Raw genomic sequence first — 12,974 nt, 5'->3', positions numbered from 1 at the left:
CCTAATGCCCTACTATTATTCACCTTCAGTGGTTTCTTCTTCTTGCGTTGAAGCAGCACTGCTTGCTGCGATTCCTTCCATTTCATTACTGAAATTATCAAGAGGAAGAATCTCCTGTGTCTGTCCATCGGTGATTATAAGCTTTGTACCGGGAAGAACGTTCTCAATAGTCTCATAAAATAGTCTCTGCTTTGTAATAAGCGGATACTTGCTGTACTCCTCGTACATGCTGTTAAACTTCGCAGCTTCACCTTCAGCCTCAGCTATACGGGATGCCTTGGCACCTTCAGCGTTCTGAACGATTCTGTCAGCCTCAGCCTCAGCTGCGGGAACCTGCTCGTTCTGATATTTCTTAGCGTTATTTACAGCTGTTTCTTTTCCCTGCTTTGCAGTCTCAACGGCTTTAAATGCCTGCTTGATCTCATTCGTCGGAGGCTCAGCATCCTGTACTGAAACGTTCACAACTGACAATCCCACATTCTGTTCCGTGAGCTTTTTTGAAAGAAGCTCTTTTACATCAGACTGAATCTGTCCCTTAGCGGTTGTGATAACCTCATCTACAGGGTAGTCGATAACTGTAGATCTTATGCATGCAAGAGCCACGTTCTTCATGATTGTCTCAGGATCATTAGTGTTGTAATAATATGCAACCGGATCATTGACCTTATATTCCAGATAGAAATCAATATCTACAAAGTTGAAGTCTGAAGTGATCATTATTCCCTCATCCTCAACTGTGATATTCTGTCCGTTTCCATCAATTACATATCCGATTCCGATGCCATGAGTTGTCATATCAACCATGTGTACTGCCTGAATGAAAGGCACTTTAAAATATAATCCTGCGGAATTAGTTGCTACTACCTTGCCAAACTGGGTAACTATGGCCTGCTCCTGCTCACTTACATTATAAAATGAACCGAAAACAGTCATAGCAAGGAATATACCAACTACTACAGCAATAACACCCTTACCCCAGTTGTGCTGTTTATAATGTACAACCTTATCCTTTTTTTTTGTTTCTGAATCCATAATCTAACTCCTCCAAATCTTATAAAAAATATCTTTTGGTTATAAAAAAGTATATTAAATAGCTTTTATTTTCTAAATACTAAATTTTGCAAAATACACTTCTATAACTCTAAATCAGCGCATTTTTAGGAAACGCGTGCCCTACTATGATAAAATTTTCATGGGCACAAAGTCAAGATAATCTCCTGAAACAAGGCTGTATTTTACTCCATTCACATTTCCCATAAGGCTGTCATGAAAGCGCTCCTTGCCGTGACAATGCGCATAAATTACCTGTTCAGCCCCATAAGCCTCGGCCATATAGGTAAAACGGCTTGTTCTCTCATCAATGGATGTCGGCGGATAATGAAGGAACATGATAAATTTTTCAAAGCCTTCTGCTCTTGCAGCTTCAAAGGACACCTTCAGTCTTTTTGCCTCACGCTCGATAAGCATATCAGCATGCTGCCTTGTATCCAGCCCTTCATAACAATATCCCTTGGTTCCTACAATTGCGTAGTCACCATAGGGATAAAAGTTGTTCTGTAAAAACAAGAGTCTGCCTTTAAACATATCATTAAGGCGCTGGGTCTTCTTTGCATTCCAGAAATTATCATGATTGCCTCGAATAAGGATTTTCCTGCCGGGAAGGTTTTCTATAAATTCAAAATCTTTTTCACAGTTTTCAAATCCCTTCCCCCAGGTGTGATCCCCGACAAGAACCAGAGTATCTTCCTCTGTCATAAGTTTATTACAGTTCTTTTCAATTTTCTTTTCATGGTTTTTCCACACCTTGCCAAAAATATCCATAGTCTTATCAGACTGAAAGGCAAGATGCAGATCACCAAGTGCGTAAAGTGCCATAAAACCTCATCCGTAATTCTTAATCTTTTGCTGTTCAAAGAACTCATCGATATTTGCAAGGAGTTCTGCAGGCGGCATGGTCTTAAGAAGATATTTTTCCGGCTTTAGTGACAGAACCTGCATCACACTCTCCTTATCACTTTTAACCGTAAGGAACATAACAGGTATACTACTTGTTGCAGGCTCGCTTCTAAGCATCTCAAGGACCTTGGGGCCTGTTGTAACCGGCATTTCATAATCCAAAAGAATAAGATCAACTTTATTCTTCGCAAGAAAAGTAATGGCATTCATTCCGGAATTCGACATAAATACCTGATATTTTTCAGACAGCCAGCTCTTAATTGTTCGCAGCATGGTGCCATCATCATCAACCACCAGAATCCTCTTTTTCTGAAGGCGTACCTCTTCTTGTTCAACAACACCTATCATCTGTCTGGCCAGTTCCTTAACGTTAACCGGTCTCTCAAAAACAGCTGCAAAATAATCTTTCGATATTTTCTTATTGATCTTTTCAATCTCATCGCTTGATCCAATGATGCTTATTGAAATATCATCCTCTACAGACTTATCCTTAAGATAGACAAAGAAATCAAGCATCTCATCAATATCGTCAACATATACGAGATACACTGAAGGTCTGTTTTCAATTCTTTCAATCGCCGTGACATCAGCTTCTGCTCTAATTACCTCAAAGCCATTTTCCGTCAGTTCTTTAGCGATCGAAGTTACCATAAAACTTTTCCCGCCACCTACAAGAAGTACTCTCTTATCCATTTCGTCCCTCTTTATTTAAGTTCAAATATACTCCCATTTTCTGTAGTTGAATCAAAGCCTATAAATGCCTTAAATTTACCGGTCTCACTATCGAATTTGTTCTCGATAGTCCAAAATCTAAGCATGTCTTCTTTTATTTCAAAAGATACCTCCCTTGATTCTCCCGGAAGAAGCGTAACCTTTTCAAAGCCTTTAAGCTCTTTTACCGGCCTTACTCTGCTACCTGCCAGATCTCTTATATAGAGCTGAACTGTTTCCGTTGCTTCATGAAAACCGATATTTCTGATGGTTACAGAAGCTTTTATGGAATCCGTCTCATCCTCCTTATACATGGCAGCCTTGCTGATATTGATTTCCGACATTTTGAAATTCGAATAAGTAAGTCCATATCCGAAGGGATATCTTGCTTCATTTGGACAGTCAAGATATCTGGTCGTAAATGCCGATCCTCCATTAGCAGGCTTTGGTCTTCCTGTGGAGAATGAATTATAGCTGATAGGAGCCTGAGCGACGCTGTAAGGGAAGCTCATTGAAAGCTTTCCTGACGGAGAATAATTTCCGCTAAGAACATCGATTATTCCATGACCGCCCTCTGTTCCCGGCCTGAAGCATATCATCAGGGCATCCGATTTTTCCGGAATCTTCTCAAGATCAAGAGGTCTTCCGGTAAAGATCAGCGTTACAATCGTTTTTTCATTTCTGTATTCCTTGCAGATTTTTTTGAACAGATTCATCTGCGGCTTCGGCAGTCTTATATCGGTTTTACTTGTAGACTCACCTGACTGACCGATATTCTCTCCGAGACAAAATACTATCTCATCTGCCCACTCTGCGACTTCCATGGCCTTTTCAAAAAGCTTTTTGTTTTGCTTTTTCTCATCACTAAGGGAGTAGGTTCCTCTCATTGTCTCATCGCCATCAGAAGCTGAGAGGCATCCTCTTGCTGTTTTTATTCTTGTGTCGGAGCCATCATAAAATTCCTTAGCTGCCTTCTTAATGGTGACGGTATCATTCGCATCGCATGAAATAGCCCAGGAGCTGTGAAGTTCCTTTTCCTCCGCATATGGCCCTATAAATGCTATTTTCTTCTCAACCAGTGGAAGGGCATTATATTCGTTTTTAAGAAGTACCAGCGATTTTCTTACTGCATCTCTTGCGACCTCACGGTTTTTAGCGCTAAGACACTCCTCCTTGGCTCTAAGGACCGATGCTCCTCTGTAGGGATCCTCAAACAGACCCAAATCATTTTTAAGCGTAAGAACGCGAAGTACCGCTTCATCAAGAAGTTCCATCTTGATCCTGCCTTCGTTTACGAGACTCTCTAGATTCCTGCCATAAGCCTCAGTACACATATCAATGTCTACTCCTGCCTTCATCGCAAGGTCTGCGGCCTCTTTAAGATTCTCTGCGAATCCCCAGTTCTCCATTTCAGCAATGGCAGCCCAATCAGAAATCAGAACTCCATCAAAGTCCATCTCACCTCGAAGGACATCTCTCATAAGCCATTTGTTTCCAGAAGAAGGAATTCCGTTTAATGTATTAAAGCTGGTCATTACAAGTCTGGCTCCTGCCTTTATCCCTTCGGCATATGCAGGCAGATACTGATCTCTTAAGGTGTGCTCTGAAAGTTCGACATTGTTATAATCTCTTCCTGCAACAACAGCTCCATATGCCGCAAAATGCTTCACACATGAAGCAACATGATCATTATCCTTAAGGTCATCACCCTGATAACCTTTGACCATAGCTGCTACCATTTTTCCATTGAGATAAGGATCTTCACCTGTTGATTCAACAACACGTCCCCATCTGGCATCCCTTACAAGGTCTCCCATAGGAGAAAAGGTTACATGAACGCCTTCTGCTGCGGCTTCTCTTGCCTGGACCTCAGCTCCTCTTCTTGCAAGCTCAGGATCGAAGGATGCACCCTGCCCCAAAGGGCATGGCATAACCGTCTTATGTCCATGGATTACATCAAGCATAAACAGAAGCGGTATGTGGTGAGGATGATTCTCTATATATTTCTTCTGAATCTCAATAACCTTATCTGCTCCCCATATTCCGAGAGTACTTCCGACAAGTCCCTTTTCCTCATCTGAGGCCTCATTATCATTAAGGCCTGTAACCGCGGCATCCTGCTCAAATTCCCATCCGGGAAGCTGAACAAGCTGAAGGATTTTTTCCTTCAAAGACATTTCGTTCAATAAATTTAATAAGTCTTCTTTTTTCATAGTCACCTGTCTTCATTATTTTTTTGTATAAATATTGAAACATATATAAATCATAGAAAAGATGATAATTTATATAAAGAAACAGCGCCGGTTAAAATATCAACCGACGCTTTTATTTTAATATATTTTGGCTTAGATTGCATCAAAAGTCTCTCTGATTGCTCTGATGAATTCCTCGGAATTAAGCTTTTTCGCATTGGGATTTGATGTGATAAGAACAAGGTCCCCGGTCATCTTACCGCTCTCAATTGTCTTAAGAGTTGCCTTCTCCATCTTATCAGCCCAATCAATGAGTCCCTGAATTCCATCAAGCTCACCGCGCTTTCTCATGGCACCTGTCCAGGCAAAAATTGTTGCCACAGGATTGGTAGATGTCTCCTCTCCCTTAAGGTATTTATAATAATGACGCTGAACTGTTCCATGAGCAGCTTCGTATTCATAGATTCCTTCAGGAGAAACAAGAACAGAAGTCATCATAGCAAGTGAACCGCAGGCAGATGAAACCATGTCACTCATAACATCTCCGTCATAGTTTTTGCAAGCCCAGATAAATCCGCCCTTAGACTTCATTACACGGGCTACAGCATCATCAATAAGTGTATAGAAGTACTCTATTCCTGCTGCATCAAATCTGTGCTTATACTCGCTTTCAAAGGTATTATCAAAGATTTCTCTGAATCTTGCATCATATGTCTTACTGATAGTATCCTTTGTCGCAAACCAGAGATCCTGCTTTGTTGAGAGTGCGTATTCAAAGCATGCCTTTGCAAAGCTCTTAATGGAGGCATCCTTATTATGAATACCCTGAATTATTCCGGGACCGTCAAATTCCTGAATTGTCTGTCTTATCTCTGTTCCGTCTTCACCGGTAAAGACAAGCTCTGCCTTTCCGGCACCGGGAACAGCTATTTCAACATTTTTATAAACATCACCGTATGCATGTCTTGCAAGAGTTATGGGCTTGTCCCATGTCTTAACATTGGGCTCGATTCCCTTAACAAGAATAGGAGCACGGAAAACAGTTCCATCAAGCATAGCTCTGATAGTTCCGTTAGGGCTCTTCCACATCTGCTTTAAATCATATTCTTCAACGCGGGCTGCGTTAGGTGTGATAGTTGCACATTTAACAGCCACTCCGTATTTCTTTGTAGCATTGGCACTGTCCACAGTAACCTTATCATCTGTCTCATCACGATATTTAAGGCCAAGGTCATAGTAATCGCTCTTGAGCTCTATATAAGGCTCAATAAGTTCTTCCTTGATCATTTTCCAGAGAATTCTGGTCATCTCATCTCCATCCATCTCTACAATGGGGGTAGTCATTTTGATTCTTGACATAAGTAGCTCCTCCTATACACGCTAGTTAAACATATCCAGTAAACCATTCTTAACCATATTATCATAAGCACTATACATGTGCCTATTTGCAATTTCCTCTGCTCTGTCAGGATCTCTGTCTCTTATCGCTTCCATAATTGCCCGATGTTCGTTGTTTGAGTCCTTGCCTCTGTTTCCAGAGAGAGTCTTCTGCCTTATCAGCCATACATACTGATGATAGTCCTTTAGCAGATGTTCAAGCATTTTTGAATTACATGATTCATAAAGAGTAGTATGAAAGCGGTTATCTAGTTCAGCAAGCTGATCGTGATGTCCCTTGTTCTCGTGAAAATCAGCCAGATAAACAATTTCTTCAAGCTCCTCAAGCTGCTCTGACGTAATATTCTCACAGGCCCATCTTGCGCAAAGACCTTCAAGTCGTGATCTTATCATGTAAATATCACGTACATCGGATGCGCTTATTCCTACTACATAAGCACCTTTGTTTGGAATTATCTGAACAAGGCCTTCAAGCTCAAGCTGTCTTAGAGCTTCTCTTACAGGTGTTCTGCTAACTCCCAGTTCTTCGCCAATTGCTACCTCTTTCAATTCCTCGTGATCAGCGTATTTTCCATTTAAGATATCATCTCTTATTCTGTGAAAAACACGTCCTCTCAGTGAATATTTATCAGTAACTTCCTGCTTTAAATCTTTTTTATCCATATTGCCTCTTCTTATGCGTTTCTGATGCTTCCATCCTCTACTACGATTCCAATAAGCTTTGAAACTTCATCTATTTTGGCGGTAAGCTCTTCATCATACATAACAGTCACACGGCCGTTTTCATATTCACCGTCAACCCATTCCTTAAGGACCTGTACAAGCTTTGAGTCCTTACCGAGGGCATTATCCCCTTTGAGATGATAATGAACATTTATCCAATGTGCAATACCGGCAAGTCCTGATGTGTTAGAAACAGCACTTACAGGCGGTCTTCCAAGGAACTTATCCGTATCGAAGATATTGTATATCTCTTCGTTTTTCAAAAGGCCATCCGCATGAATACCTGCTCTTGTAACATTAAAGTTCTTTCCAACAAAAGGAGTCTGGGAAGGAATATGATATCCAAGCTCTTTCTCATAATATCTTGCAAGGTCTGTGATAACCTGCGTATTCATTCCATTTAGCGTTCCCTTGAGCTGTGCATACTCAAATATCATAGCTTCAAGAGGTGTGTTTCCTGTTCTCTCTCCAATACCGAAAAGTGAAGCATTTACACCTGAACAGCCATAGAGCCATGCAGTAGTGGAGTTTGTAACAGCTTTATAGAAATCATTATGTCCATGCCATTCGATAAGTTCGCTGGGAACACCTGCATTTGTATTTAATGCATATATGATACCCTGTACGCTTCTGGGAATAACCGCACCGGAGAAGTTAACTCCATATCCCATTGTGTCGCATGCACGTACCTTTATCGGAATACCATACTCCTCACGAAGCTTCATGAGCTCAACACAGAAGGGAACAACAAATCCGTAAATATCAGCTCTTGTTATATCCTCAAGGTGACATCTGCATGCAATACCTTCCTCAAGACAATCACGGATGACACTCAGATAATGCTCAAGTGCCTGTTTTCTTGTCATCTTAAGCTTAAGGAAAATGTGATAATCTGAGCAGCTTACAAGAATACCTGTCTCTTTCATGCCGATTTCCTTAACCAGCTTAAAGTCCTCTTTACTTGCGCGGATCCAGCTTGTTACTTCAGGAAATTCATAGCCTCTCTCCATACACTTATATACAGCATCCCTATCCTTTTTGCTGTAAAGGAAAAATTCGCTGGCTCTTATCATTCCATTAGGGCCGCCAAGCTCATGCATCATATCATATATCTTAACAATCTGTTCCGTGGAATAAGGTGCTCTTGACTGCTGGCCGTCACGGAAGGTTGTATCTGTGATCCAAATATCCTTCGGCATATTGTGAGGTACAATTCTGTCATTAAACGGAATCTTCGGTACCTCATCGTAGGGGAACATGTTTCTGAAAACATTTGGCTTTGCAACATCATCAAGAATATACATGTGCTCCTCAATCTGAAGAAGATTGTTATGCTCATTCATAGTGACCGGTCTGTTCTGAAATGTCTCGTCCTTCATTTTTGCCTCCGTAACGCACCTATGCGTTTTCTTTTTCGACGTTTTGCATTATTGTATACAATTATACTTTTTATGTCAACGCTTTAATGCGATAAAGTTGCAGAGTAAAAAAAAGAAGCCCCGCATTTACTGAATTCGAAGCTTCTTTTTATACATATTCCTTATAGCTATTTTAGTTTAAACTGACTGATGAGTCTTGTTAGATCTTCTGACTGCTCTGTCAGGGACTGGGATACGTTACTTGACTCCTGAGCAGTTTCAGAATTACTTTGAACTACTGTGGATATCTGATCAATACCATCGTTAATCTCTTCCATGCTACTAGCCTGTTGCTGTGCCATCTCTCCTGTCTCAATTATCATTCCGGTAATCTCATCAACAGATGCCTGCATTTGCTGCAATGCTTCAGTTGTCTCAGCAACTACATCATTTCCATTTCTAATCTCTTCCATTGTATCCTGAATCAGCTGATGTGTATTTTTAGCAGCTTCAGAACTCTGACTTGCAAGAGCACTGATTTCTTCTGCTACTACAGCAAAGCCTTTTCCTGATTCACCTGCTCTTGCCGCTTCAATTGATGCATTAAGAGAAAGCAGCTGAGTCTGTTTTGCTATAGATTCAATAGAATTGGTAACCTGCTCAATCTCATTAGATGCCTCAGTTATCCTTACCATCGCGTCAGTAACAAGGTGCATCTTCCTAGCAGAGTCATTTGCATCTGACTTAACCTTATCTGCCATGTTTCTTGATCTTTCGGCTGTTTCAGCCATCTTCTTGGTTTGCTCTGTAACAGTAGCAACGGAGGCTGTAAGCTCTTCAACAGCCGCTGCCTGGTCTGTAGCTCCTTCAGCGAGATCTGATGCCCCTCTGCTCATTCCGTTTGCACCCTCTGATACATGATTAGAGGATTCACGTACATGCGAAAGTGTATCTGAAAGCGATTCAGTAATGTTGTTCATTGCTTCATTGATCGGAGCAAAGTCTTCCATATACAGCTCAGGATGGAGTGTACCATGCGTAAAATCACCATCTGCAACGTTCTTTAAGGTATCTCTTATATCACCTACAATCTTTTCTGTTACAGAAGTAGAATCATTCAGATCCCTTGCAAGTTTTCCGAGCTCATCATCTGAAGAATAATCAATATTGATATGAAGATTGCCCTTAGACATTTCATTCGCTGCCTTCGAAATCTCTTCAACAGGCTGAAGAATAGATTTTGAGAGTTTTCTCTTTACATCAACAATATAGATCATTACCAATATTATAATTATTGCAGTAAAGAACGACATAACCGCGCCTAAAATGAGTGAATTTCTATATGCATTTGCTGCTGATTCCGAGGTATCAGATGAAACCACCTTGAAATCCTTTACAGCCACGTCTATTGATGGATATAGAGTATCGTTAAAATAATAAAACAATTCCTCAACAGTCTCACCTTGATCAAATTTGCTGCCAAGGGTTTTTCCATTGTTTTTAACTGTTTCAAGATCCTTTGAAACAGTGCTGATGGATGTTGAATCTCCCATTATCTCAGATAATTTACTAAGATTGGCATCAAATTCATCAAATTTCTCCATGGCCTTACCTAACTGTTCCTGTCTTATAGACTCATCAGGAGAGGAAAGCGCCCACAAAAAAGCTTTCGAAAGTGCCTGCATATCTATTCTGATATCAGCTTGAACAGAATTCATATTGTAATACTTACGATAGATTGTTCTTATGGAAACAACAGCTATAACCAGTGTTAATGCAAGAATAGCGACAGCAACACAGAACATTATGATAATCTGCTTGAATGTAGTATTGAATTTCTCCTGCACTTTCATATTGTGGATTTTTTCTTCATCAACCTGAACAAGACTTTTTATACCCATAATCACCCTCATCATCTACAACAGTGCCATGATAAGAACAAGTATCCTGGCCAACAAAATGTTACAATCTCATTCTAGCAGAATTGTCGTTAGATAGTTTAATAAATATACGATTTATCAGAAATTTTATACTCTTAATAATTTGTTTATGCAGTATAAATATTAAAGCCAGATAGAACCTTCTTAAAAAAGTCACTATCTGGCCTAAATTTTATTTATTATGTACCTTATCGTTATTTCATTACGATATTAACAATCTTTCCGGGTACATAAATCTCTTTGATTATGTTGCCATCAAATTTACCCGCAATGGCTTCCTTAGCTTTTGCAAGAACTGCATCCTTAGGATCATCCTTACCAATTGAGATTGTTGCACGAACCTTGCCGTTAACCTGAACAGCGATTTCAACAGTGTTTTCAACAGTAAGTGCCTCATCATACTCAGGCCATGTCTGCTGATAAAGTCTGCCCTCACCACCGATTCTCTGCCATATCTCCTCTGTTATATGAGGAGCAACAGGATTGAGCATTGTAATAAGAGTCTTGTACTCTGCCTTATTAACAGCATTTTTCTTATAGAAATCGTTAATAAGTGACATCATTGCTGCAATAGCTGTGTTGTACTTAAGGTTTTCGAAATCACTCGAAACCTTCTTGATGGTTCTGTGCATCTCACCCTTAAGATCATCTGAATACTCATCTCCATCTACAAGGATGTCCTGTAACTTCCAAACTCTCTCAAGGAATCTGCGGCAGCCCTTAACTCCGTCCTCTGACCATGAAGCAGCAAGATCAAATGCTCCGATAAACATCTCATAAGTACGAAGTGTATCTGCACCGTAATCCTCAACAATATCATCAGGATTAACGACATTGCCTCTGGACTTACTCATCTTCTCACCATTCTCACCAAGGATCATTCCGTGGCTTGTTCTCTTCTGATAAGGCTCTGATGTAGGTACTACGCCCTGATCATAGAGGAATTTATGCCAGAATCTTGAGTAAAGAAGGTGAAGTGTTGTATGCTCCATACCACCGTTGTACCAGTCAACGGGCAGCCAGTATTTAAGTGCTTCCTTGCTGGCAAGTGCTTCAGTATTGGTAGGATCAGTATATCTGAGGAAATACCATGATGATCCTGCCCACTGAGGCATTGTATCAGTCTCACGCTTTGCAGGACCTCCACAGCATGGGCAAGTTGTATTAACCCAGTCTGTCATTGCTGCAAGCGGTGATTCACCATTATCTGTAGGCTCATAGCTGTCTACTTCAGGAAGAAGTAACGGCAGTTCTGACTCGTCGATCGGAACAAAACCACACTTAGGGCATTCAACTATCGGAATAGGCTCTCCCCAATATCTCTGACGAGAGAATACCCAGTCACGAAGCTTGTAATTAACCTGTGCATGTCCAATCTTCTTCTCTTCAAGGAAAGAAATCATCTTTTCCTTAGCATCACTTACAGAAAGACCATTGATAAAATCAGAGTTGATAAGCACACCTGTGGCAACATCTGTAAATGCTGCTTCATTGACATCAACCTCCTCGCCATCCTTGGCAACAACCTGAATGATAGGAAGGTCAAACTTCTTAGCAAACTCCCAGTCTCTATCGTCATGAGCAGGAACCGCCATAATAGCACCTGTACCATAGCTCATAAGTACGTAATCAGAAACCCAGATCGGAATCTCTTTATTATTAACAGGATTAATAGCTACAAGACCATCAATCTGAACACCGGTCTTGTCCTTGGCAAGCTCAGCTCTCTCAAAATCAGACTTCTTAGCAGCCTCCTCGCGATATTTAAGGATTGCATCGAAGTTACTGATCTGATCCTTATATTTATCAAGGTAAGGGTGCTCAGGTGAAACTACCATGTAAGTAGCACCGAAAAGTGTATCGCAACGAGTTGTATAAACAGTAAGAACATCCTCTGTTCCCTTAATTGCAAAGTCAACCTCTGCACCTGTGCTTCGTCCGATCCAGTTCTTCTGAGAAACCTTAACTCTCTCGATGTAATCTACTCCGTCAAGGCCGTCAATAAGCTTGTCAGCATACTCAGTTATCTTGAGCATCCACTCGCTCTTAACCTTGCGGACAACTTCTGAACCACAGCGCTCACAAACACCATTTACAACCTCTTCATTAGCAAGACCAACCTTACATGAAGTACACCAGTTGATAGGCATCTCCTTTTTATAAGCAAGGCCTTCCTTGAAAAGCTTAAGGAAAATCCACTGTGTCCACTTATAGTAATCAGGATCTGTTGTATTTATTTCTCTGTTCCAGTCAAAGGAATAACCCAAAGAATGAAGCTGATCCTTGAACTTTTTAACATTGTTCGCAGTTACGATCTTGGGATGAATATGATTCTTGATCGCATAGTTCTCTGTAGGAAGTCCGAATGCGTCCCATCCCATGGGATACAGTACGTTGTAGCCCTGCATTCTGCGCTTACGTGCAACGATATCGAGTGCAGTATACGGACGAGGGTGTCCTACATGAAGTCCCTGTCCTGAAGGATAAGGGAACTCAACAAGTGCATAGTATTTGGGCTTGGAATAATCATTGCTAGCAGCAAATGCATTCTCATCATCCCATACTTTCTGCCATTTCTGTTCAACTTCTTTGTGATTGTATAACTCTGACATTATGATACCTCAGCTTTAATAGTATTTATAAACATTCAAAATTTTACCACACTAAGGCATAATAATTCAATAAATAAAAGGAAG

9 protein-coding genes are annotated in these 12,974 nt (G+C 40.7%); all 9 read right to left on the bottom strand.

What is annotated here, in order from left to right; all coding sequences use genetic code 11:
• Positions 1–15: 15 nt before the first annotated feature.
• The 9 genes from hflK to leuS all read right to left on the bottom strand — a co-directional run bounded on the left by hflK (position 16) and on the right by leuS (position 12,890).
• Positions 16–1,032, bottom strand: coding sequence for an FtsH protease activity modulator HflK (hflK, locus tag G586_RS0105450; RefSeq protein ID WP_026526921.1), 1,017 nt, complete (start codon positions 1,030–1,032; stop codon positions 16–18).
• A gap of 144 nt (positions 1,033–1,176) precedes the next feature.
• Complete coding sequence (locus tag G586_RS0105445; protein ID WP_026526920.1) at positions 1,177–1,875, bottom strand: metallophosphoesterase; 699 nt, start codon at positions 1,873–1,875, stop codon at positions 1,177–1,179.
• Positions 1,876–1,881: 6 nt separating this feature from the next.
• Positions 1,882–2,649 carry a response regulator gene (locus G586_RS0105440; RefSeq protein ID WP_026526919.1) on the bottom strand — a complete coding sequence of 256 codons (768 nt, stop codon included), beginning with the start codon at positions 2,647–2,649 and terminating at the stop codon, positions 1,882–1,884.
• Positions 2,650–2,660: 11 nt separating this feature from the next.
• Entirely contained in the window at positions 2,661–4,844 is a 2,184-nt protein-coding gene (locus G586_RS0105435) for a glycoside hydrolase family 3 N-terminal domain-containing protein (protein ID WP_242831976.1), read from the bottom strand.
• Between the two features lie 168 nt (positions 4,845–5,012).
• Positions 5,013–6,218, bottom strand: coding sequence for an NADP-dependent isocitrate dehydrogenase (locus G586_RS0105430; protein ID WP_026526917.1), 1,206 nt, complete (start codon positions 6,216–6,218; stop codon positions 5,013–5,015).
• 21 nt (positions 6,219–6,239) lie between these two features.
• Positions 6,240–6,920, bottom strand: a complete 681-nt coding sequence (locus G586_RS0105425) for a GntR family transcriptional regulator (RefSeq protein WP_026526916.1) — start codon at positions 6,918–6,920, stop codon at positions 6,240–6,242.
• Positions 6,921–6,931: 11 nt separating this feature from the next.
• Positions 6,932–8,359 carry a hypothetical protein gene (locus tag G586_RS0105420; protein ID WP_026526915.1) on the bottom strand — a complete coding sequence of 476 codons (1,428 nt, stop codon included), beginning with the start codon at positions 8,357–8,359 and terminating at the stop codon, positions 6,932–6,934.
• A gap of 167 nt (positions 8,360–8,526) precedes the next feature.
• Positions 8,527–10,239 carry a methyl-accepting chemotaxis protein gene (locus G586_RS0105415; protein ID WP_026526914.1) on the bottom strand — a complete coding sequence of 571 codons (1,713 nt, stop codon included), beginning with the start codon at positions 10,237–10,239 and terminating at the stop codon, positions 8,527–8,529.
• Positions 10,240–10,472: 233 nt separating this feature from the next.
• Positions 10,473–12,890 (bottom strand): leucine--tRNA ligase, encoded by a 2,418-nt coding sequence (leuS, locus tag G586_RS0105410; RefSeq protein ID WP_026526913.1) that lies wholly within the window; start codon positions 12,888–12,890, stop codon positions 10,473–10,475.
• Positions 12,891–12,974 lie beyond the last annotated feature (84 nt).

The organism is Butyrivibrio sp. VCD2006 (genome assembly GCF_000423925.1).
Classification (GTDB): domain Bacteria; phylum Bacillota; class Clostridia; order Lachnospirales; family Lachnospiraceae; genus Butyrivibrio.
Note: the sequence above shows the minus strand (reverse complement) of the source record. Positions and strands in the feature narration are given on the sequence as shown.

Coding starts and splice junctions, on each gene's coding strand:
- G586_RS0105435 (WP_242831976.1), bottom strand. CDS start 4,844: ATGTCTTTGAAGGAAAAAATCCTTCAGCTTGTTCAGCTTCCCGGATGG.
- leuS (WP_026526913.1), bottom strand. CDS start 12,890: ATGTCAGAGTTATACAATCACAAAGAAGTTGAACAGAAATGGCAGAAA.
- G586_RS0105440 (WP_026526919.1), bottom strand. CDS start 2,649: ATGGATAAGAGAGTACTTCTTGTAGGTGGCGGGAAAAGTTTTATGGTA.
- G586_RS0105430 (WP_026526917.1), bottom strand. CDS start 6,218: ATGTCAAGAATCAAAATGACTACCCCCATTGTAGAGATGGATGGAGAT.
- G586_RS0105420 (WP_026526915.1), bottom strand. CDS start 8,359: ATGAAGGACGAGACATTTCAGAACAGACCGGTCACTATGAATGAGCAT.
- G586_RS0105425 (WP_026526916.1), bottom strand. CDS start 6,920: ATGGATAAAAAAGATTTAAAGCAGGAAGTTACTGATAAATATTCACTG.
- hflK (WP_026526921.1), bottom strand. CDS start 1,032: ATGGATTCAGAAACAAAAAAAAAGGATAAGGTTGTACATTATAAACAG.
- G586_RS0105445 (WP_026526920.1), bottom strand. CDS start 1,875: ATGGCACTTTACGCACTTGGTGATCTGCATCTTGCCTTTCAGTCTGAT.
- G586_RS0105415 (WP_026526914.1), bottom strand. CDS start 10,239: ATGGGTATAAAAAGTCTTGTTCAGGTTGATGAAGAAAAAATCCACAAT.